This window comes from Neorhizobium sp. NPDC001467 (genome assembly GCF_050275975.1).
In the GTDB taxonomy this organism is placed as follows: Bacteria; Pseudomonadota; Alphaproteobacteria; order Rhizobiales; family Rhizobiaceae; genus Neorhizobium.
Genome location: NZ_JBNNPS010000001.1, coordinates 918,065 through 938,369 on the forward strand (window position 1 = coordinate 918,065; position 20,305 = coordinate 938,369).

Annotated in this window: 26 protein-coding genes and 2 pseudogenes; 15 read left to right on the plus strand and 13 right to left on the minus strand. The window is 60.3% G+C overall.

Going from position 1 to position 20,305, the window contains the following annotated elements:
* Positions 1–187: 187 nt before the first annotated feature.
* Both ACQKKX_RS04575 and ACQKKX_RS04580 read right to left on the minus strand, forming a co-directional pair.
* Entirely contained in the window at positions 188–730 is a 543-nt protein-coding gene (locus ACQKKX_RS04575) for a DNA cytosine methyltransferase (protein WP_427569210.1), read from the minus strand.
* Positions 687–2,738 carry a hypothetical protein gene (locus ACQKKX_RS04580; RefSeq protein ID WP_427569212.1) on the minus strand — a complete coding sequence of 684 codons (2,052 nt, stop codon included), beginning with the start codon at positions 2,736–2,738 and terminating at the stop codon, positions 687–689. Before ACQKKX_RS04580 ends, ACQKKX_RS04575 begins: the two co-directional genes overlap by 44 nt.
* 239 nt (positions 2,739–2,977) lie before the next feature.
* Here ACQKKX_RS04580 and ACQKKX_RS04585 point away from each other — a divergent pair, with 239 nt between their 5' ends.
* Together ACQKKX_RS04585 and ACQKKX_RS04590 are read left to right on the plus strand one after the other, a co-directional pair.
* Positions 2,978–3,868 (plus strand): hypothetical protein, encoded by an 891-nt coding sequence (locus tag ACQKKX_RS04585; protein ID WP_427569214.1) that lies wholly within the window; start codon positions 2,978–2,980, stop codon positions 3,866–3,868.
* A 2-nt stretch (positions 3,869–3,870) separates the two neighbouring features.
* Positions 3,871–4,053, plus strand: coding sequence for a helix-turn-helix transcriptional regulator (locus ACQKKX_RS04590; RefSeq protein ID WP_427569216.1), 183 nt, complete (start codon positions 3,871–3,873; stop codon positions 4,051–4,053).
* A 50-nt stretch (positions 4,054–4,103) separates the two neighbouring features.
* Here the strand turns inward: ACQKKX_RS04590 and ACQKKX_RS04595 are convergent, their stop codons facing one another.
* A complete protein-coding gene (locus ACQKKX_RS04595; RefSeq protein WP_427569218.1) occupies positions 4,104–5,000 on the minus strand; it encodes an NAD-dependent epimerase/dehydratase family protein in 897 nt (298 codons plus the stop codon).
* Between the two features lie 100 nt (positions 5,001–5,100).
* Positions 5,101–5,478: a PH domain-containing protein gene (locus tag ACQKKX_RS04600; protein WP_427569220.1), complete on the minus strand. Its 378-nt coding sequence runs from the start codon at positions 5,476–5,478 to the stop codon at positions 5,101–5,103.
* Between the two features lie 214 nt (positions 5,479–5,692).
* Between ACQKKX_RS04600 and ACQKKX_RS04605 the strand changes: the two genes are divergently transcribed.
* The gene (locus ACQKKX_RS04605) at positions 5,693–6,298 is read left to right on the plus strand and encodes a transglutaminase-like cysteine peptidase (RefSeq protein ID WP_427569222.1); all 606 of its coding nucleotides are present in this window, start codon (positions 5,693–5,695) and stop codon (positions 6,296–6,298) included.
* A gap of 18 nt (positions 6,299–6,316) precedes the next feature.
* Here the strand turns inward: ACQKKX_RS04605 and ACQKKX_RS04610 are convergent, their stop codons facing one another.
* Positions 6,317–7,147 (minus strand): PhzF family phenazine biosynthesis protein, encoded by an 831-nt coding sequence (locus ACQKKX_RS04610; protein ID WP_427569223.1) that lies wholly within the window; start codon positions 7,145–7,147, stop codon positions 6,317–6,319.
* A 121-nt stretch (positions 7,148–7,268) separates the two neighbouring features.
* Between ACQKKX_RS04610 and ACQKKX_RS04615 the strand changes: the two genes are divergently transcribed.
* Positions 7,269–7,715 carry an Lrp/AsnC family transcriptional regulator gene (locus ACQKKX_RS04615; RefSeq protein ID WP_427569225.1) on the plus strand — a complete coding sequence of 149 codons (447 nt, stop codon included), beginning with the start codon at positions 7,269–7,271 and terminating at the stop codon, positions 7,713–7,715.
* A 99-nt stretch (positions 7,716–7,814) separates the two neighbouring features.
* On the opposite strand, the gene ACQKKX_RS04620 is transcribed toward ACQKKX_RS04615, so the two are convergent.
* On the minus strand, positions 7,815–8,210 hold the full coding sequence (locus tag ACQKKX_RS04620; RefSeq protein WP_427569227.1) for a hypothetical protein: 396 nt from the start codon (positions 8,208–8,210) through the stop codon (positions 7,815–7,817).
* Between the two features lie 215 nt (positions 8,211–8,425).
* Between ACQKKX_RS04620 and ACQKKX_RS04625 the strand changes: the two genes are divergently transcribed.
* Positions 8,426–8,821 (plus strand): response regulator, encoded by a 396-nt coding sequence (locus tag ACQKKX_RS04625; RefSeq protein ID WP_427569228.1) that lies wholly within the window; start codon positions 8,426–8,428, stop codon positions 8,819–8,821.
* A gap of 207 nt (positions 8,822–9,028) precedes the next feature.
* On the opposite strand, the gene ACQKKX_RS04630 is transcribed toward ACQKKX_RS04625, so the two are convergent.
* Positions 9,029–9,583: a TetR family transcriptional regulator gene (locus ACQKKX_RS04630; protein ID WP_427569349.1), complete on the minus strand. Its 555-nt coding sequence runs from the start codon at positions 9,581–9,583 to the stop codon at positions 9,029–9,031.
* A 45-nt stretch (positions 9,584–9,628) separates the two neighbouring features.
* Between ACQKKX_RS04630 and ACQKKX_RS04635 the strand changes: the two genes are divergently transcribed.
* Positions 9,629–10,174, plus strand: coding sequence for a dihydrofolate reductase family protein (locus ACQKKX_RS04635; RefSeq protein ID WP_427569229.1), 546 nt, complete (start codon positions 9,629–9,631; stop codon positions 10,172–10,174).
* A gap of 21 nt (positions 10,175–10,195) precedes the next feature.
* Here the strand turns inward: ACQKKX_RS04635 and ACQKKX_RS04640 are convergent, their stop codons facing one another.
* From ACQKKX_RS04640 to ACQKKX_RS04650, 3 genes are read right to left on the minus strand one after another with little or no spacing between them, the layout of a single operon-like run.
* Positions 10,196–10,441 (minus strand): DUF982 domain-containing protein, encoded by a 246-nt coding sequence (locus ACQKKX_RS04640; RefSeq protein ID WP_427569230.1) that lies wholly within the window; start codon positions 10,439–10,441, stop codon positions 10,196–10,198.
* Positions 10,442–10,498: 57 nt separating this feature from the next.
* Positions 10,499–11,047: a DUF523 domain-containing protein gene (locus ACQKKX_RS04645; RefSeq protein WP_427569231.1), complete on the minus strand. Its 549-nt coding sequence runs from the start codon at positions 11,045–11,047 to the stop codon at positions 10,499–10,501.
* 2 nt (positions 11,048–11,049) lie between these two features.
* Positions 11,050–11,493, minus strand: coding sequence for an Lrp/AsnC family transcriptional regulator (locus ACQKKX_RS04650; RefSeq protein ID WP_427569232.1), 444 nt, complete (start codon positions 11,491–11,493; stop codon positions 11,050–11,052).
* Between the two features lie 108 nt (positions 11,494–11,601).
* On the opposite strand from ACQKKX_RS04650, the gene ACQKKX_RS04655 reads away from it, so the two are divergent.
* Both ACQKKX_RS04655 and ACQKKX_RS04660 read left to right on the plus strand, forming a co-directional pair.
* Positions 11,602–12,174, plus strand: coding sequence for a cysteine hydrolase family protein (locus ACQKKX_RS04655; protein WP_427569233.1), 573 nt, complete (start codon positions 11,602–11,604; stop codon positions 12,172–12,174).
* Entirely contained in the window at positions 12,171–12,503 is a 333-nt protein-coding gene (locus ACQKKX_RS04660; RefSeq protein ID WP_427569234.1) for an antibiotic biosynthesis monooxygenase family protein, read from the plus strand. The genes ACQKKX_RS04655 and ACQKKX_RS04660 overlap by 4 nt, the downstream gene beginning before the upstream one ends.
* Before the next feature lie 88 nt (positions 12,504–12,591).
* Here the strand turns inward: ACQKKX_RS04660 and ACQKKX_RS04665 are convergent, their stop codons facing one another.
* Entirely contained in the window at positions 12,592–13,470 is an 879-nt protein-coding gene (locus tag ACQKKX_RS04665) for a LysR substrate-binding domain-containing protein (RefSeq protein ID WP_427569235.1), read from the minus strand.
* A 99-nt stretch (positions 13,471–13,569) separates the two neighbouring features.
* Here ACQKKX_RS04665 and ACQKKX_RS04670 point away from each other — a divergent pair.
* From ACQKKX_RS04670 to ACQKKX_RS04695, 6 genes and pseudogenes are all read left to right on the plus strand, one after another.
* Positions 13,570–13,988 (plus strand): annotated as a pseudogene (locus tag ACQKKX_RS04670) (tautomerase family protein).
* Positions 13,985–14,389 carry a cupin domain-containing protein gene (locus tag ACQKKX_RS04675; protein ID WP_427569236.1) on the plus strand — a complete coding sequence of 135 codons (405 nt, stop codon included), beginning with the start codon at positions 13,985–13,987 and terminating at the stop codon, positions 14,387–14,389. Before ACQKKX_RS04670 ends, ACQKKX_RS04675 begins: the two are co-directional and overlap by 4 nt.
* Positions 14,386–14,931, plus strand: coding sequence for a DUF4865 family protein (locus ACQKKX_RS04680; RefSeq protein WP_427569237.1), 546 nt, complete (start codon positions 14,386–14,388; stop codon positions 14,929–14,931). The genes ACQKKX_RS04675 and ACQKKX_RS04680 overlap by 4 nt, the downstream gene beginning before the upstream one ends.
* The gene (locus ACQKKX_RS04685; protein WP_427569238.1) at positions 14,918–15,823 is read left to right on the plus strand and encodes an EamA family transporter; all 906 of its coding nucleotides are present in this window, start codon (positions 14,918–14,920) and stop codon (positions 15,821–15,823) included. The genes ACQKKX_RS04680 and ACQKKX_RS04685 overlap by 14 nt, the downstream gene beginning before the upstream one ends.
* A 266-nt stretch (positions 15,824–16,089) precedes the next feature.
* Positions 16,090–16,326 carry a DUF6894 family protein gene (locus ACQKKX_RS04690; RefSeq protein WP_427569239.1) on the plus strand — a complete coding sequence of 79 codons (237 nt, stop codon included), beginning with the start codon at positions 16,090–16,092 and terminating at the stop codon, positions 16,324–16,326.
* Positions 16,327–16,791 carry a DoxX family protein gene (locus ACQKKX_RS04695; protein WP_427569240.1) on the plus strand — a complete coding sequence of 155 codons (465 nt, stop codon included), beginning with the start codon at positions 16,327–16,329 and terminating at the stop codon, positions 16,789–16,791.
* Between the two features lie 34 nt (positions 16,792–16,825).
* Here ACQKKX_RS04695 and ACQKKX_RS04700 read toward each other — a convergent pair whose 3' ends face one another.
* Positions 16,826–17,587, minus strand: a complete 762-nt coding sequence (locus tag ACQKKX_RS04700; RefSeq protein WP_427569241.1) for a ZIP family metal transporter — start codon at positions 17,585–17,587, stop codon at positions 16,826–16,828.
* A 139-nt stretch (positions 17,588–17,726) separates the two neighbouring features.
* On the minus strand, positions 17,727–19,112 hold the full coding sequence (locus tag ACQKKX_RS04705; RefSeq protein WP_427569242.1) for an HD-GYP domain-containing protein: 1,386 nt from the start codon (positions 19,110–19,112) through the stop codon (positions 17,727–17,729).
* 223 nt (positions 19,113–19,335) lie between these two features.
* On the opposite strand from ACQKKX_RS04705, the pseudogene ACQKKX_RS04710 reads away from it, so the two are divergent.
* Positions 19,336–20,147, plus strand: a pseudogene (locus ACQKKX_RS04710) (class I SAM-dependent methyltransferase).
* Positions 20,148–20,305: the final 158 nt, after the last annotated feature.

The window sequence follows — 20,305 nt, forward strand, 5'->3', positions numbered from 1 at the left end:
GAAGATACATGAACTTCATCCAGGACGTCGGCAGGGGCAGGATCCGAGGGGTTGAACTCCGAGGGCTTCTGTTCGATCAGCCTGTCCGGATCTGAAGACGCACGGCCGGATGTCATGATAATCGGACCGCATCCGCTCCCGCCTGATGAAGGTCAGCGGTCCTTCTGCTCCCGCATAAACATGATGATCAACAGTGCCAGCACTGAGCAGGAGGCCAGAAAGACGTCAGCCCCGGTTTGAAGCCGGGCTTCGAAGCCTCCTCGGCAGTCGGAGCGCGCTCCGGCAGTCCGGCGATGTCCACCCCCTTGCATTCCCAGCGCGCTGCCTCCTTCTCGCGAGGGCTGCCGCGTCTCGTGACGATCGTCGACGCCGTTGCACCGTTGCCTGCGAACTTCCCGTGCCTGTCGAACGCAGGCTGTTCCCTTCGCTCGCTCGCCCAATCGTGCGCGCCGGTCCAGCCGTTCGCCGCCATCAGGTCCACGAGGACATCGCCGATGTTTGCCCTGCGCTCCGGGAACGCCGGAGGCATCCGGAACGCTACGGCAAGATCCTCACGCATCCCGACGATGATGAGACGCTTCCGGTCCTGCGCGATCCCGAAGTCAAGCGCATTGGCCCGATGGATCTCCACCTGGTAGCCGATCCGCCGGAAGCCACGGAGAACGCCGACGCGGGTATGCGTCCGGCTACATTCCCTGCGGCAGGCCCAACTGGTTAAAGAACGCGGCATTCCTCTGGGACGCCGCCTGAAGGAGGCCGTCGAAGTCGATCACCTCGATGTATGCCATGATGTTCGGGTTCGGGTTCCATCCGAAGTAGCTGAGGCCGTCTGGCGCCGCATGAAGGGATGCGTATTCGCAGCGCTCCTTCACGCTCTCCGTCAGGTCCGCGAGGACGTAGATGTATGCCGGCAGTTCCGAAGGACTCTTGAGGTGCCTGCCCAGGCCGTTCACCTTCGAACCCGCGCGAATCTTTCGGAGGTACCCGAGCGCCTGCTCCAGCGGATCCTTCTTTTCGCCGGCCCTGAACCCGTCGCGCATCGGCCGCTTGATCTCCACGATGGTGATGGCGGCCTGAACCGCGCTGTCGTTGTCGCCGAACAGATGGGGGTTGTCGTAGATGTTGAGCCCGACGATGTCAGTCTCCTCGCCACCTCCGGCCTCGGTGAAGGGAATCCTGCTGAGCGAGACCTCGGACCCCAGGTAGTGCTGATGAAAAGCGAGACGTTCGTCGAGTAGCCACAGGTTGCTCGCACGCAGGTGGTCGAGATCCTCGCTGGTCGTGCTCATCGGCATGATGAGATTGTGAAGCACCGCCTCCCGCTCGTAGGTACCGTCCGGACGCACCTTGCTCGACGCCTTTAAAAGGTCCAGGACGACGCGACGATGAGCGACGTAGGCCGCCAGGTCCGACTGCTTCACACTCTGGAGCTTCTCCATGTAGCGTGCGACACGGTCCGAATAGTCCTTGAAGTCGTCACCGAGCTTCGGGTTCAGCAGTTCGCTTCCTTCGGTGAGAAGGACCTGCTCCACCTGAAACTTCTTGGCGTGGAGAATCCTGTCGAGCGCCGCATCGTTTGTCGACGCGTCGACGAACGGGACGTCGTCGAAGTGCTTGATGATCGGCAGGTAGTGCGGCGCCTTCGACCTTACGAAGTGCTCCACGCGCTTCTTTCCGGCGTCGAGATTGTTCTGTAGCGCCTCTCCGAGAAACGCCTCGATAAGCGGACGCGCCGCATCGCGGATATCCTTTCGTGAAATCTCGGTTTCGGCGAAAAGACCTTCGGGACCGTCGTCGATGTTCAAAGTTGTCCGCTCGGCAGAGACGCGCTCGTCCAAGAAGCTGCTGAAGACGTATGCCGCATATCTGAAGGACCCGGACCCATCCGCGATGCTTGACGAAAGCCCAGGAAGTTCGAGGGTCTCCTCCAGCACGAGCCGCTGGCCTGCGCAGTATGCGACGACGTGCTTGCGGTCCTGCCGAAGCCGGAACTTCACGTGGGTGATTTCGAACCCGACACCTTTGACCTCGAAGTCCTGTCGCAAGGACTCGGCGTGCATGTGCTCGTCGAACAGATCGTTGAGGTCGATGGTCTCCTCAGCGTCGTCGTCGACCACCAGGATCTTCGGCACGCCGCCATCCCTCACGAAGTACCAGAGCATATGCTCCAGCAGACGGATCGCGACCCCTCGGGCGGAACTCTCGACGGCGGACGCGTAGTCTTTGCGGAACTCGCGGAGACGGACACGTGTTTCCGGTTCCGACCGTGTCAAGTCGGCTTTCTTGTCTCCACCGGACACCTCCGCTTCGGTCGAGAACCGGAAGCTTCTCCGTCCCATGCCGCTCGCGTCCGGGAACGTGCTGTCGACTTCCGCGTCGCGGAAGGCCTTCAGCCAGGTAAGCCTGCCGATCCCCTTGCACCCCTTGTCGCCCTTCAGCGTGAAGTCGAGCCGCTTGAAGGATTCCCAGTTTCGGTCGTTGAAGCCGATCCCGTTGTCGACGACGTCGAAGCCGCTGATCGGTTTGAGGTGCCGGTCCGAATCCCACGCGAGTTCGGCCTGCTCGCTTCGCCGACGTATGGCGACGGTGACGGTTCCCCGGTTCGAGACGTCCCTAGGGGATCCGAAGCGTTCCTCGATCGCATGCACCGAATTGACCACGGCTTCGAAAAGCGGGATCAGGCCGTTCTTCCTCGGCAGGGTGAGGTTCCCAAGGCGCCCCTGTAGATTGGTGTCCATTGCCGTGACGATCTCCCCGTTGGCCCTTGATAGATGCGAAACGGATTCTGGGAAAGAGGGCCGAGGTGTGCTCGCTGCGTGTCGGGCTTCATTATCGCCGGGCATGGGATGCATTTCCACACCCGGCAGGGCGCGTGCTCGGCATGAGGACGTGCAGTTCATCGAGGCGGCTCCAGTATTTCCTGGAATAAGGGTCGATCGTCGCGGTGCTGGCGGCAAGCCCCCCGGGATTCGTGTCCGTGCGGCTCGACCCGATGCCGACGGAAGTCGGTTTGACGAATTTCCGCACGCACGACCCTGTGCTGGCCAGGCTCCACCCGGCTGCCATTTTCGCGATCGACCCCCAAGGCACCCACCGATATGTCTGCACTCCGAATGTGCGCGAAGGGGTGGAGTACTTCACCAAGCATCCTCTCCGCTTCGAGAACATTCGTCCGAAGCGCGCCCTCGAGCGTATGCCGTCGACGTTCTGCCGCGATGTCGAGTTGATGTCTCCGGAAGAATTCGCAGAAGATCGCGTCCTCAAGGAGGTGATCAACCGCTTCGGCAATCATTGGGTCGTCGGTGCCGTGACACAGGAGCCTACGGGGCATCTGATCATGTTCGACATCCAACGCAGGATCGGCATGGACCACTTCAGCGACAAAGAGATCGATCGGTTGAACATGCTGAAGCCCGACCTCGTGCGATCCGTCTACCTGGCCTCAAGGCTGGCGTTCTCGGAAGCCCGGACAGTCACCAGCACCATGGAGGCCATCGGACTGCCATCCGCTGTTCTTGATCCGGGTGGCCGGGTGCTCTCAGCCAATGAAGGGTTCGAGGCGCTTGCTCCAAGGATCGTGACAGGTGCCCGGGATCGGGTCATCGTGGCGTTGCCCGCAATGCAGGCGCAGCTTTCCGATGCGCTGCGCCGTCTGGATGCCATGGACAAGCCGGAAGTGCAGTCCCTGCCGTTGCCTTCAGCAGATGGAGGGACAGCCCTGATCCTTCACCTGCTTCCCGTAAGACGAGCCGCCAGAGACATCTTCTCGCGGAGCCTCGCCATCCTGATCGTGACCGGGATAGGCACCGTCGGACCGCCGGACATGCGGGTCCTGTCCGGGCTTTTGATCTCTCGCCAGCAGAGGTGAGGGTGGCGCGAGCACTTCTTGGGGGTGGGTCCGCACCCGAAGTCGCCATGGAGCTCGGCATCGGCACCGAGACGGCTCGTACCCACTTCAAGAACATTCTGAGGAAGACGGGAACGCGCCGACAGGTGGAGCTGGTCTCACTCCTGCTGGGAATGAACGCGCCTATCCGTCAGCCCGGTACGTGATCTCCGCTGCACACTACAAGAGCGGACTTCCGCGCTGAAGTCCAAGCCACCTAACTCCGCGACACGTACTTCTTCCAATCGTGTTCTTCCTTGAACCCGAGAACCTCCCGGGCCTTGCGATTGGAAATTGGCGCTTCGAAGTCATCGAGTTCTTCAAGCACCGGCGTTTCGGGTGCCCACTGCTTCAGGAATTCCCGTGTCGGCTCCCATGCGGTGATCGTATCGTTGACCGCATTGAAGACCTGGAAGCCGAGGCCGTCCTTCTCCACGCAGAGGTGAACGATCTGCCCGAGGTCGCGGGCGTCGATGTAGCTCCAGGCGTTGCGCTTTCGCGATGGCGGGTCCGCGAGGAACTTCGGGAACTTCTCGTACTCGTGAGGCTCGATGACATTGCCGATCCTGAGCGCATAGATGTCAGCGCCTGACCGCATGGCGAAGGCTCGGGCAGTCTTCTCGTTGACGACCTTCGAGAGGCCATAGCTGTCCATCGGATCGACGTCATAATCTTCCGTCAGGGGGAAGGAATGATAGTCCTTGTCTCCTTCCGCGAAGCAGACCCCGTAGGTGGTCTCGCTGGAGGCGATCACGATCTTGCGGATGCCGAGCTTCACGGCTGCCTCGATCACGTTGTAGGTCGAGATCGTGTTGGCAGCGAAGGTCGCGTTGTCAGGGCGGATCAGGATTCGCGGCACCGCTGCAAAATGCACGACGGCGTCCACCGGAGCCGGGCCCAATCCTGTTTCCAATCCGGCAAAGTCGAAATGCATCGACAATGCGTTGAAGGTCTCGCCGCTGTCGGTGAGATCGGCATGGATCGTGTTGATCCCCGGCTCATCTGATGGCACGAGATCGATATTCAGAACCTGATGCCCTTTCGAAGTCAGGTAGGGCAGGACGTGGCGACCTGCCTTCCCGCTCCCTCCGGTGAAAACGATCCGCTTCCCCATGATCTACTTCCTCGTTAAAATACTCATGGCCCCGCTCTCTGGCAGCCTCCATCAATTCAGTGCAGCGACAGAATAAGACGTCTACACGGTTGGATATCGTCTATCGTAGCACGCCCGAGGCAAGGGCACGTTGGATGGCCCGGACATCCGTGCCCTTCTTGAGTGTTTTCTGGATCGGTTGGTCGGTCCCGGAGACCCAGATCTTCAGCTCCGCGTCGAGATCGAAGGTTCCGGCCGTCTCCACCGAGAAGCGAGTGACCGCCTTGAAAGGGATCGACACGTAGTCGACCTTGCTTCCGGTCATCCCTTGGATGTCGACCATTATGATCCTGTACTGGGTGAACACGAAGAAGTCACGGATCAGCTTGAAGGCAAGCTGAACCTGCTCTCCGTCGATGAGCACTCCGTTGAGGCGCTTTTCCAGTTCTTTGGGATCCACGGTGCTTCCGTGTCCCAGAATGCCGTCGAGAAGACCCATTTATGAAATCCTAATTTTTGCGCACAGACGGTCCAACCGGGCGCGGGAGCCCGTGCGCTTCGGGAGGATTTAGCGCGGCACCCGGATCCAGCAATGCTTGCTACCGCCGATGCCGCGCACGGTGCCGAACGCGATACCTCACGGGTGAGAGTTCGCAAATTGACCGTGCGTCGAACCCGGCTCAGTCTTCCATCAAGAAGACGGGGACGAATGCGTGAGTGTTTCGAAGATCGCGGTTCTTATTGCCGCAGCCGCACTTGCGCCCGCATGGGCGGCACTGGCCGACATGCCCACGGCAACGAGCATGCCTGTCGGCGCTGGCGCCACGCAGCCCATCGGGCACTACGACCTGTGCATCAAGGATCCTGAAGAGTGCAGGAAGCTGTCGCCCCCGGAAGCAGCGCGCGATCCTTCTGAGGCCGAGTGGGCGGCGGTCGGGGAGGTGAATTCCTCGATCAACGCCAGGATACGCCAAAAGCCCGACAGGCAGATGCACGGGGTCGATGAGCTCTGGAGCTACCCCACCGTGGAAGGTGACTGCGAGGACTTCGCGCTCCTCAAGCGCCGTGAACTCGCAGAGAAGGGCTGGTCGCTCTCGGATCTCCTGCTGACGACGGTTCGCAAGCCCGACGGCGAGGGGCATGCGGTGCTGACCGTCCGCACGGCCCGGGGCGACTTCGTCCTCGACAATCTCGACGGCAGGGTGCGACCCTGGAACGAGATCCACTATACCTTCGTCAAGCGCCAGTCGTCGACGAACTCTGGGCGCTGGGTTGCCATCGAGGCTGGGAAAGACGTCCCCGTAGGCTCGGTGCGCTGAAGTCGTGCACTATACGGGCTAGTTGATCTTCGCCGTAGCGCCGCTGACGAAGACGGGACTTCCGGCCGAGGAATCGAAGCGAACGGAGATACGTGAAGGCCGACCCATATCTGCTCCTTGCAGGATGGTCAGTTCGCCCTGATTCAGTATGCGCTGATCCCGCAGCATACCGGCCAGAGCCGCCGCAGCCGCGCCAGTCGCCGGATCCTCGATGACTCCCCCTGAGGCGAAGGCGTTCCTCGCGTGGAACAGGTGCTCGGACTCGCGCCAGACGAGCGCTACGGTGACAAGGCCGTGGCGACGCATGAATGCTCGACCCTTCTCGAGATCGTAGCTCATGTTGCTCAGGCGCGCGCGAGTGTCCAAAGCGAGAAGCAGATGCTCGGCTCCGGCATTCATCAGCCGTGGCGGCAGGTCACGATCCAGTGCTTCTGCCGGATACCCGAAAAGCGCGATTGCTTCTTCGACAAGCGTGCCCGGAGCAGGTGCATTGCGGGTCGGCAACGAGCGAAGGGTGGAATGACCTGTCCCCTCCTTCACGAATGCTTCCACTTCGATTTCGCCTCCGGACAGGGAGAGCTGGTAGAGTCCAGTTCCTATCTCCTCCGCCATGACCGCTCCCAAGGCGATCGTCGCATGACCGCAGAAGGGAACCTCGCTCTCGGGGGAGAAGTAGCGGGTCAGCCAGCGTCCTCCAGACGGTGCTGTGAACGCCGTTTCCGAGTATCCAACTTCGGCTGCAATACGCTGCATGGTCTCCCGATCCGGCAGCGTGTCCGCAAGGACGACACCTGCTGGATTTCCACCCGAACCCTTTTCCGTGAACGCTGTAACTTTGTGAATCCGCATGGGCCGCTCCCTGTTGTCGGGCACATGTTACCCGCTTATCGTTCTGCTGTACCCACCGGTCGTTAGGTGTGCGGATTCAATATAACTAGATTCGTTAAGTGGACATATCGAAAGACCTTACATGACGAAGCACATCCTCGATTACGCGGACAAGGCGATCATCGACCTCCTGCTGGACGACTCCCGGGTCAGCCTGCGGACGATCGGCGCGCAGATTGGCATGACTGCCCCTGCAGTTCGCGACCGGATCCTCAGGATGGAGGACGTGGGAATCATCGAGGGCTTCACCATCCGGTTGAACACTCGAGCCCTTGGTTTCCACCTGGAGGCTGTTCTTCGGGTAGAGCCGTTACCAGGCAAGCTTCGAGCGGTGGAGAAGGTCCTGCAGGACATGCCTGAGATCGTCGATTGCTCCGTCGTCACAGGAGAAGACTGCTTCGTCGCCAGGCTCCTCATGCGGGAGATCGGAGAGCTCGACAGGCTTCTCGGCCCGCTGCACGACGTCGCCCGGACGAAGACCAGCATCGTGCATCGCCAGCCAGTGCCGCCCCGCCGCCCTCCGGTCTAGCGATGGGTGACCTTCGAGCTCCTGTAGCTGAGCGCTGATGTTGACACGCCTCAGTTCGCCACGATCACCTCCGCAACTGCACTTGCAAGCACTTGGTCGCTATCCTTGGGGTAACCAGGAAGCGTGATGGCGACGGCGCGGCCTGCAACGGTCGCGGGCGTAGCGCTTGTAAACCATATCCTTGCCCATTTCCTCGCCGAGAGCCTTCGTCTGCACCGTGGTGGAGAGGAACTTCTCGAAGGCGCTCGCTTCGCGTCCCGAGTATGCCGTGGTGCAGCCTTCCACCTGTTTGCCAGCCGTTCCGGCTTTGGAGACGACGACGGCTTCGAAAGACTCGCCTTCACCGTTCCTGACCAGCCAGCCTTCGATGGAGGTCGGTTCGCCGACGGGCGTGAACGCCATGGCCATGTCGGCTGCAATCGGTTTCCATTCCTCCCACTTCGCCTTGTCGACCGTCTTGGTTAAGCTCGGTCCATCCTGAAGGCAGTCCGACATGAACTTGCCTGCCGCATGATTCGAGGCACGAACGTCCGAGGGTGATCCCACCAAGGTGATTGAGACAAGGGAGGGCAGGAGGGATCGCATTGTTTCTCCGGACACCTCGCAAGATTCGTCGGGAGCGCAGACAGTGGGAACTACGTACGCAGCAGCACGTTCTGGCGTCCGGTTGAGCAATTGCTTATGATGTGGGCGTAAACGGGGCCACCGCATTGAGTTCAGGCAGACATCTCATTCTCATAGTCGAAGACGACGCGCTCGTATCCATTGCGGTCGAGGACCTTGTCTCCGACGGTGGCTTCGACTTCGTCTCGTCACGTACGGGAGACGAGGCCATCACTGAACTCGAGACCGATGCAGCCCGGTTCTGCGCCGTGTTGACCGACATTCGGATGCCGGGAAGCTCCACAGGCTGGGATGTGGCGCGTCGCGCACGCGAACTGGCGCCAGCGATGCCCGTCATCTATATGACCGGAGACAGCGCCTCCCAATGGTCAGCGAACGGTGTGCCGAACAGCATCCTGCTCCAGAAACCATTCGTCGACGCGCAGCTCATGACGGCCCTTGCCAATCTTCTCATTGCGGCAGCCTCCGTTCCGCAGCCGTAGGAGCGGTTCGCCTGGGCGTTGCCGACAGGATCGGTTGCAGCCGAGTTCTCATCCTGATCCGATGCAGGAACCGGAACAGGAGATGCTGTCTGGGAACCGGAGCTTGATTCAGGGTGAATCCTTTAGGATCAGCAGGCGATGTCCGGGTTAGTGAGGCTCCTCGCGATGCGCGCCATCGCGAGGAGCGGGTGGTAATACCTCAGTTAGTCAAAGCCTTCGCACCCAAGCCTCCAAAGCCTGCCGGATCGCTCGATCTGCGGGAACTGACTGATTGAACGCCCACCAGGTATGTGCGCCTTGCCAGAGAGTAGCCATCTGCCAGCCGAGCAGGTCGGCCTCACGTTTATCTGTCGACAGCCGCCGTCCCAGGGCTGACACGAGCGCTTGGCCCCAAGCAGCACCTCTTGCACGAAGCTTGGGGTTGCGGATGTCCTCCCGTAGAAGGAGGAGACCATCAGAGGCATTGCGCTCCGCCGTGTCCGGAGGCATCAGGCGCAGAAGAAGCTTGACGGCCCCTTCAGGAGATAAGTCCTCTTCGTTGTCTGCGGCCTGCGTCTGTGCGTCCAGTCGGTCCCAGGCCTGAAGAAGGATCGCCTCAACCAGACGTTCCCGGTTGCCGTATCGCTGCACCAATGTTGCCGCCGACAGGCCTGCAGCCTGCGCAGCGCGAGCAAGGGTCAGTCCATCGGGTCCTGTCTGCATCATCAGCTCGAACAAAGTGTCGAGTACCTGCTCGTCGGGGATTGTCTTGTGTCTGGGCATAGAGATATATAAACGTTCATTCACTTATAAATCAAGGAAACGTTGATGGCAAAGATTGTTGGCTACATTGCCGCCAGCCTGGATGGCCTGATCGCAGGCGAGAACGATGATCTCGACTGGCTCTACAAGTATGACGAGATGGATCTGGGCGAACACGACTATCGCACCTTCATCAAGGGGATCCGGACCGTTGTCATGGGCCGCGGCACCTATGACTTCATCGCCAGCCATCCGGCGCCCTGGGCATACGGTGAGCAACGTGTCATCGTTGTTACATCGCGACCCATTGAAGATCCCAAAGGCGCACTTGAGGTGAGGGCTGATGTCGATCACCTTATCGCTGAGCTTCGCGCGCTCGACGGCGGTGATGTCTGGATGCTTGGCGGCGGGATGTTGCAGATGGCGTTCATGGAGCGTGGTGCGCTCGATGAAATCGAGATCTACATCATCCCGGAGCTGCTCGGCGCTGGGCGGGCCCTCTTTCCGCTGACCGGATTCAGATCAAGCCCCGAATTGATCAGCGCCAAGGCGCTGGACAAGGGATGTGTCCGGCTGCACTACCGATTGTCGTACACAACGTCCGCTTCTTAAGGCTGTCGTAGTGGCCGTCTCCTAGTGCCGCAGGATCCCGGCATTCTCGGCTGCCTGCAGGAAGGCAGCCTGAGCTTGGCTGCTGGTGGCTCTGCCTTCGATAGCAAGAAGGCAAGCCTTTTTGGCAGTCGCAGCAAGCTTGCAATGCTCCTTTGGCCAAGACTTCTTGATGCACGCCACCGCTTCGCGGCTGTTGCTGACACGATGGAAGTGGTCCGAGCTCTCGATCATCAACTCGACTGGCTTGTCCCAAAGGTCCTCGGTCATGGTCGTCTCCTGCTGATCACTACGGGAGCTACAATAGGCAGTAAAGCTGAGTGTTCCTCAGACTTTGTACCCATCGTCACGAGTCGCTTCGGCGAGACTCCGTTTTGACCTGCCAGCCTGACTGCTCAGACAGGACTGAAGCTCGTCGATCCGGGACTCAGAGAACACCTTGATTCCATGGTTACGGAGCAGCGAAGCGGTCACACCTGCCGCGCCATGCGTTTGCCCCCTGAAGCTGCCGTCGTAGATGAATCCGCTGCCACAAGAGGGGCTGCCGTCCGTCAGGAGAGCAAAGCGGCAATCATGCTCACGGGCCAGCGCCAGCGTCGCGTGAGCTCCTGCCACATAAAGCGCCGTCACATCCAGGCCGGTCGCCTCTATCACGTTGGCACAACCTTGCAGGACAGCCTCCCCGGAACTTCCAAGCGCTATCTCTGCTGGGGGACGAGGAACAGCGAACCCGGCCGTCAGCTCCGGACAGATACTGACAATCCGTCCCTCGCGTTGCCACCGCTCGAGCAGTTCATGTCCTGTGAGTCTGGCGGTCCCGTTGTAGCGAACCGGACGGCCCAGCAGGCAGGCGCTTACGATGATCTTCTCGACCATTGTCAGGTCCTTCGGTCAAAGTGGGTTCTCAGGGCGACATGCGTCTGTACAGTGGCGATGCCGGGGGTCGTTGCGACTAGACGGCGCACGTTGTCCAGTTCTGCATTGGATGCACATTCGACGAGAAGCATCAGGTCAGTTGAACCTGCAAGTGACCAGCAGGTGACGACGTTCGGGATCCCGGTCAGGTGTGGCACCACGTGGTCGCAGTTCCGTCCCGCCTGGAACGATATCGCGACCAACGCCTGAACCCCTGGTGCTTCCCTGTCTGCTCCAAGTCTGACGGTGTAGCCAGCAATAACACCTTTGGCCTCAAGCCGACGAACACGCTCATGGGTCGCACTGCGGGATAGGCCAGCGTGCCGAGCAAGCTCCACGAGGCTCTGCCGGGCGTCGGCGCGCAGTGCCCCAAGAAGCAGCCTGTCCTTCTCATCAAGGTCGTTCATCCTGTGGCTCTCTCCTAAAGCGGTCGTTTGTCCCGTGTTCCGGCATCTTGTTCGGCGAAACCGGACACAAAAGCAACTACCTGTCGGGAGGATAAAGGAAAAGCGAACATGAACAATCTACCCGATAATGCTGTGTTGCTTCCGATAGACATGCAGCAAGCATTTGATGAACCGCAATGGCCGAAGCGCTGGAACGGCCAGATCGATCGCAATGGACTAAGGGTTCTGGAAGCTTGGCGCTCATCCGGCAGATCGGTCATTCACGTTTGCCACGATAGTGTCACACCCGGCTCGAGGCTGCGTCCCGAGGCTCCCGGGAATGCGCTTAGACCTGGGTTTGAACCGCAGGAAGGGGAGGCAGTGATCCGGAAGAGCGTCAACGCAGCCTTCATCGGCACTGACCTGGACCTGCGCCTGCGTCGGATGAAGTGCGACACCGTGGTTATCTTCGGCATCTCGACGGACATGTGCGTATCAACTAGCGTTCGGGTCGGGTCGAACCTTGGCTACCGGGTCATCCTCGTCGAGGACGCATGCGACTGCTTCGACATGCAGGACGGGCAGGGCGAACGTATTCCTGCGGAAGAAGTGCACCGGATCCATGTGGCCACGCTTCGCCACGAGTTTGCCAACGTGCTGCGGACCGATGAACTTGTGCAGGCATTGGGAACTACAACATGATTGCCCGTACCTGGAAGGCAACGCTCGATCTTGCTCGGGTGGACGAGTACGAGGAGTTTGCGCGATCAGTCTCGCTGCCGATGTTCAGGCAGCAGCCGGGCTATGTCGGCGTCGTGATGTCGAGGAGCGGAAGCACCTGTCTCGTCACCTCCTTCTGGCGATCGATGGATGATGTCGAGATGCTGGAGCGGTCAGCTTCCTATCAGGAGGTGGTCAGGGGGATCCTCAGCGCTGGCTTCCTGACGGATACGAAGGCCGCCGAGGTCGCAGAAGTTCATCTGGCTGATTGGAAAGACGTCGGTCCCGGCGGAACCCTCCCGTCTTCTTGAGGCCTACCGGGTACAAGTGCGACATCTTGATGATAGGTGCAACTGGAACAGCGGCAACCTGACTGCAGTATTGATCTGCTCCATCACGTCAGATCGATGACGAAAGGCTGGTCGCCACAATGGACGCGAGCGCGTTCGCCGCTGATGGCAGCTCTGCCTGGGACCGATGCAGCGTCAACCCCAAGGATGGCAATGGCGGAAGATCGGCGTCAACGGGCGAGAGCTGATCGACCTTGTTTGGAAGCCAGAGGCTTGTCCGCACAGTGATGCCAAGGCCTGCGGCTGCTGCCGCCCAGAGGCTGGCAAGGCTCGAGCCGACGAAAGCAATGCGCCACGGCCGCCCCGCGTCGTTGAGAGCGCGTGTGGCGATCTCGCGCATCAGGCACGGGTTATCAAGAGCCAGAAGCGGGACAGGTTCGTCCGGACGGAGAAGATCGAGATACTGGCGACTTCCAATCCAGCACAGCGGCACTTTCATGAGCGGCTGGCAGTGCGCGGTGGTCGCCCCGTTGCTCCAGGCAAGCGCGAGATCAAGCCTGCCGCTGGTGACGGCATCGACCAGTTCAGCATTGCGGGACACGCGTGCCTCGACCTTGACCTTCGGATGCGCGCGGCTGAAACGGCCTAGCACGTCCGGAAGAAGCGTCTCTCCGAAATCCTCCTGCAGGCCAAGCCTCACCCACCCCTCGAGTTGTACGCCCTGCACGGCGACAACGGCCTCGTCGTTGAGCTCGAGAAGTCTCCTGCCGTAGGCGAACATCGTTTCTCCGGCGTCCGTCAGGGCAAGACCACGGCCCGACTTCCGGAACAACGGAGTCTGCGTCTGCTCTTCCAGCTTCTTCAACTGAGCGCTCACCGCCGAGGTCGAACGTCCCAACCGCTCCGCTGCTTTGGCGAAGCTTTCGGCATCCATCCCGACAACAAACGTGCGGATGACATCGAGGTCCAGGTTCAGCTTTCTCTTCATCGTCCTGTTTTTTCGAACTGAAGCTTCGGAAATATGCGATTTTCGGGATCCAGATGACATGCAACGGTAGGGGTGTAAACATCAACACAGGAGGGCGCTATGCCTTTCGTCAGAATCTCCCTGATCAGGGGAAAGTCGGAACATTACGTCCGGGCATTGGCAGACGGTATCCCCGTGCGCTGGTTGCCGAGTACGAGGTACCGGAGAACGATCGCTTCCAGATCATCCACCAGCACGATCCAGCGGAGATGATCTTCGATCGAAACTACCCTGCCGGTCCGCGTTCAGACCATTTCGTTCTCGTCGCTATCACTGCTGGGAGACCCCGCAGCACCATGATCCGTGAAGCATTCTTCAAGCGAGCTGCGGAAGAACTTCAGAACGATCCCGGTCTCGAGCCGAAGAACCTGATGATCGTCATCAGCACGAGTGGTGCGGACGAGTGGTCTTTCGGAGATGGCCTGGCGCAGATGGTGGCCCAGGAGCAGGTAGCCCCCGGCGCGGAGTCGTACAGATGAACAGGCTCAACCCGAACCAGATGACAATCCGCAGAGCCGGGAATGCTGCTCAGTCGCCGCACGGCATCAGCACGAACACATTCTGGTTCGAAAATCTTGTTGAGGGATGTGGCGACGGAGATCTGGCTGCCATCCGCGCCGACCTTGCGCCGGGGACAATAACCAAGTGGCATTCTCACCCGCAAGGTCAGCTTCTCTATGTCTTGTCGGGGCGAGGCCTTGCACAAGTTGAAGGCGGGGACGTCGAGGAGTTGCAGGCCGGAGATGCGGTCTGGTTCGCTTCTGGCGAGAAACACTGGCATGGCGCAGCAGCCCACAGCTCCTTCAGCTATCTTTCGGTTCAGCCTTGGATGGACGGACGTAACGTCGACTGGTTTCAGGATGTGGAGGAGCCGAGATGATCGCCATGCAGTACAGCTTCACGCTCCCGGCGGACTACGACATGTCGATCATCGACCGTCGCATCAGGGACAACGGGCACAAGCTCGATGGGTTTCCCAACCTGGGCTTCAAAGCCTATCTGACAGCGAAGAGAGGAGACGGCGGAAGCACCGAAAACCTCTATGCCCCTTTCTATCTCTGGGAGAGACCTGAAGGCATGGACGCCTTCCTCAGTGGACCGGGCTTCAGGGGTGTCAGCAGCGCTTTCGGGTGGCCGACCGTGTCTACCTGGATCGTCTGGCATCAGCAGTTTTCAGATGACGTTGTTAGAGCGCAGTTCGCGTCAAGACGGTTGTCAGATATACCTCCACACAGCGATCTTTCTGAAGTCAGATTTGCCGCGATCGGCGCCGCAAAAGCGCTACTTGAAAACGGTGCCGCTTCTGTCGTCGCAGCATTTGATCCCCGCGGATGGACGCTCGTCGAGTTCTCGCTGTGGAACGAGCGCCCTCGAGACACAGGCAACATGCAGGTGTATGGCGTGGGGCATGTCAGTGTCTGAATCGAAGACAGCAGGAGGCCACAGTCCCGCATCACCAGCTTCAGGGCAGCGTGAAGTTACATACGCCACAATGGGGATCGTGCTGTGCATCCTATCGATGTTCAGCGTCCAGATAGGCGCGGCACTCTCCAAGTCCGTCATGCAGGACCTTGGTTCTTTCGGCACCACCTGGCTGAGGCTCTGCATCGCCGCTGTTGCCCTGAACCTTATCGTGCGCCCCCGCGTTCGAACCTATGAGCGTCGACATTGGCTTGCGGCGGCCGCACTCGGCGGTTCCATGGCGACTATGACGCTCTGCTTCTTCGCCGCGATCGAGCGGATCCCGTTGGGACTGGCGGTTGCGATCGATTTCCTTGGACCGCTGACTATTGCAACGCTTTACGGCATTGGGCGACTACGGTTCCTCTGCCCCGTAATTGCCGCGGCTGGAGTCCTTTGCCTTGCCTGGGACGGCACGACATGGCCTGGCGAGATCATCGGCGTGGTCCTTGCAATGGGTGCGGCTGTCGGCTGGGGCGGCTACGTCCTCCTCATGAAGCACGTTGGCCAGCTCTTCTCGGGACTGGAGGGTCTGGCCGTTTCCTTGGCCTTTGCAGGTGCCATGGCGACACCCCTCGGCCTCCCAGAGGTCGGGCCTGGGATAACGCTTGAACTGGCTGTGATTACCGCTCTGCTTGCGTTCCTCGTTCCGCTGCTTCCCTATGCTTTAGAATATGTCGCGCTGCGACGGATGAGGGCCGCCGCCTTCGGAATCCTGATGAGCCTCGAGCCTGCGATCGCAGCGGTGACCGGATCCATCATCCTCGGGCAGTCACTGACATCAGGTCAGTTCTTCGGCGTTGCGTTAGTGGTTGCCGCTAGTGCTGCTGGCGCCTTGATTAACAGTGGTTGAAACAGAAAATCTACCAATTCGCGCCCGGGCGGCGTGTCGAGCAGCCTCTTACAGGCGAGTGCACGTGGCTCTCTGCTCGGCTTCAAGTAAGGCGCCCAAGCTTGGCTTCCCGGCGTTGCGTCTCGTCGCGCACTTATTCTTACCAACGCGGAAGCGACGCGCTCGTTCACCACTATACGGTAGCTAACCGAGTTTCCCGTTCCGTTTGTTGAAGCGAGGGAACATCCGAAAGCAGAGCGGGTTGAGATGGCAAGTAGAGGTCATCAATGCCACGCTATTTCTTCCACAACCGCAAACCCAATTCGCTTGAAGAAGACCCCGAGGGAGTCGAGCTTCCCTCCAATACAGCCGCATTGGAGGAGGCGGTGCTTGCCGCCCGGGAGGTTCTGGCGGATGGGGTGAGTAAAGGACAGATTGTGGATGGCGACCAGTTCGAAATCAGAAACGAGGCAGGTGACGTCATTCATGTTCTTCCGTTCCGCTCGGTTCTGACGCTCGATTAGGTGTCGGCGCAACGACCGCCCCACGACTCCGGGCAACGCGAAGCCTCCTTGGCTGAGTCTGGCACCGGGCTGGGGACCTGGCGACGTCGCTCCCGTCTCTTTCTGGCGCTTTTATATGGTACGGCTGGCATCCTGCACCTTGCCTTCCCTGAGCCGTTCCTAAGCATTGTACCGGATTGGGTGCCATATCCTGAAGACGTCGTTGTCCTGACGGGACTCTGCGAGCTACTAGGCTCCATTGGATTGCTCTTGCCGCGCCTATCGCGGTATGCCGCCATCGCTCTTGCCGTCTACGCCGTCTGCGTTCTCCCCGCCAACCTCAAGCACGCCCATGACAGCCTCAGCGGTTCTTCGGCATCCTTGTTGCAGTGGCTGTATCACGGAGCCCGTCTGCCCCTGCAGCCGTTCCTCGTCTGGCTCGCGTTGTTCGCCGGAAGGGTAATCTCCTGGCCAGCGCGCGGATGAGATTCAGGGAAGGCGGCGTTCTGTAGCACAGGCTTCATCCGCCCGCCTTCGACAGGATGAACGCCAGCAGAAACCCGAAGACCGTGATGAGGCCCGCATACTCATGGGTCTCCTCGAAGGCTTCCGGAATCATGGTGTCGGCAAGCATGGCCAGTATCGCTCCCGCAGCCAGTGCAGTCGTCGCGGCGATGACGTCCGGGCTCGCTCCTGCCAGTGCGACGTTACCGAAGAGGGCTGCTAGGCCGGAGGCTATGGCGATGCCGCCCCAGACGCCGAAGATGTAGAATGGAGAACGTCCTGCCTTACGCATGCCCGCCGCACTCGCGAGCCCCTCGGGCACGTTCGACAGGAAGATCGCGAAGACGGTCACGAGGCTCACGCCGGCTCCGCCCAGAAGGCTGACACCGATGACGATCGACTCCGGGATGCCATCGAGCAGCGCGCCGACAGCGATCGCCAGTCCGGATCCTTCTGTCGCTTCCTGCTGCTTCTGGTCCTCGTTCGAGCCTGATCTCTTTCTGTGTTTAGCGCCGCGGCGAGAGAGATAGACGTTCGCGGCGGTATAGACTGCGGCACCTGCAACGAACCCTGCCGCGGTGGAGTCAAAGCCGCCGCGAGCGAACGCCTCGTCCATCAGCTCAAAGGCGACTGCGGAGATGAGCACTCCGGAACCGAGCGCCATCACCGAAGCTATGACCCGCTGTGGAAGATCGGCAAAGAAGGCAATGGCAGCGCCGAGAACGAGAGCGGAGCCTCCGAGCAGGCCCCAGAGTGCAGCCTGCATCCATGTTGCCATTAACGCCTCCTGCTGAAGATCATCCGACAACCCGTCCCAGACTGCGTGGGTTCCAGTCGCCCAGCCACACCGAAAAGTAGCAGTTCCTGTAGGAGACGAAGAATACGGAGCCTGGAGAACGTGAAGGAGGCGATCGCTCCTAAGCGGCAGCGAACTCCGGAGTGGCTTCATCCTGGAGATGCTTCGCCAATGCTGTCCTCGCCAGCGCCCTCTCCAGGGCCTCGATGCAGATGGGGTCGTGCGACTTACCCGCGCCCTGCCACAGGATCTCCATAGCCTCCGCGACGGGCATGGCGGCACGGTATGGACGGTCGGCGGTGAGAGCATCGAAGACATCGGCCGTCGAGACGATGCGAACCTCCATCGGGATGGCATCTGCGGTCAGACCTCTGGGATAGCCCGTACCGTCAAGTCTCTCATGGTGTGCGCCGCCAATAAGAGCCGCTCCGGCAAAGGCATCGACGTTCGACAGGATGTTTTCCGAGAACTCGGAGTGACGTTTCATCTGCTCCCACTCGTCCCCATCAAGCTTCCCTGGCTTGTCGAGCACGGTGCTGCTGACCCCAAGCTTGCCGATGTCATGGAGGAGCGCTGCCCGCTTCAAAAGACGGCGGTTCTCGATGTCGAGGCCCATCTCCTCGGCAATGAGGTCGGTGAAGAGGGCGACACGTTCGCTGTGTCCGGACGTGTAGGGACTCTTCGCATCGATGACCTTGGCGAAGCCCGCCGCTATGTCGTCGAGGTAATCCTCGTCGGCCAGGACGATCTGCTGCCCCGGTTCACTGTTTAGAACCTCAGCCTCCAGCTTTGGAGAGGAGAGAGTGACCCAGAAGCCAGCGTCGGCCGCCAAGGGTGCGAACTCTGTGGCAAGACGAGGGTCGAACCAGGATCCTGAACGGCGTGCCACTTCCTCGGCTGCCGCCTCGGGTCCGCCGCTGGCCCAGAACACGTCTGCCACCTGTGCAAGCAGCGCGATCCTTGAGAACAGGGGGATCTGGTCCGCCTTCAACTGCTGCGGCTGGCCGCCGCCATTCCAGTGCTCGTCAAGACTCGCGATGCCGTCGGCGACACCGTCGCTGAAGCGCATCATCCTCGCGATCTCGGCACCGCGCTGGCACCTCGTCTGGATCAGGTCGGTGGCGAACTGCCCGCCGTTCTGCAGGACGTTCAGGATGGCGCGGAAGCGATCTGCAAGTCCTGCACGCATGCCCGTGTGGCCGATCACGAAGCGCAGGACCTGGCCGAGGCTGCCGTCGACCAGCTTGAAGTCCTTCTTGAAGGTCAGATCATCCGTCAGATAGAGCTGGCAGATGCGCGCGGCATTGCTGCTGCAGCCCAGGTCCTTAAGTAGGAGCGTGTAGTAGAGGTCGTTCAGCTCCTGCTGGTCCAGACCGATCCGTTCTCCCAGCCGCGTACCGATGTAGCAGACCCTGATGCAGTGACCTTGTGGCTGGCCCTCGGTAAGATCCAGCGCCTTGCTCAGCGCCTCGATGATCTCAGCCAATCTTATACGCGTACCGTCCATGGATGCTCCTGACACACGTGGTCTTTAGCACGGAGGCGGTTCGAGAAGGGTGTGGAGACAGAGTTAAAGATTGATTGAAACGTTGACAGTACGGCAAGTGGAAGAGTGGCATGCAGTTCTAGCGCCGAAGCACCAAGTCATCCTCCGAAAGGTGAGGGTGCTGCTGCCTTCAGAACCACAACCGGATACGATAGGATGGATCTCCACGGCTTCGGGAGGAAGCATGGCGGAAACCGACAAAGCCTTCACAGGCAGCATTCCTGAGATCTACAAGCGGTACATGGTTCCGATGCTGTTCGAGCCATACGCGGAGGATATGGCGGAGCGGGTGGAGCGGCTTGCACCGTCGAGCGTCCTGGAGCTCGCTGCGGGTACTGGAGTCGTCACCAGAGCGCTCGCCTCATGCCTGCCGCATGACTGCGAGATCACTGCGACCGACCTCAACCAGCCGATGCTCGAGGAAGCGACGCGGCTCCAGAGCGGCAAGGGAAACGTTGTCTTCCGTCAGGCCGACGCCCAGTCTCTCCCATTCGAGGACGAAAGCTTCGATCTCTCGTCTGCCAGTTCGGCGTCATGTTCTTTCCGGACAAGCTCCGGAGCTATCGTGAGGCCTGCAGGGTCCTGAGGGCCGGAGGCACCTACATCTTCTCCGTCTGGGACCAGATCTCGAACAATGAGTTCGTACAAGTCGTCAACGAGGTGCTGGTGAGCCGCTTTCGGGATGATCCGCCGAAGTTCATGGAGCGGACACCTCACGGCTACCACGACATCGACGCAATCGCCGCCTCCGTTAGAGAGGCAGGATTTTGCGAAATGACGGCCGACGCGGTCGAGAAAGTTTCAGTGGCCAGTTCCGCCATGGATGCCGCCACGGGTTACTGTCAGGGCACCCCCCTCCGCAGTGAGATAGAGGCCCGCGCTCCGGAGGAATTGGACGCCGTCACGACAGTGGTCGCGAAAGCTCTTGATCAACGTTTTGGACCGGGACGGATGAGGGGTCGCGTCCGCGCTCATGTCATCACCGTTCGTAGGTAGAACGCCTTGAGTATCTTTGGGGTAGATCACGGTTTTCCACGTAGTTGCTCGGAACGGATGACAATGGGTCGCTGCCTCATCTGGTGGTCCTACGCCAAGAGGTAAAGGCATCGCGAGCTTCCACGAGCGAGGTCTTTTGGAAAGCTGTACAGGTCATA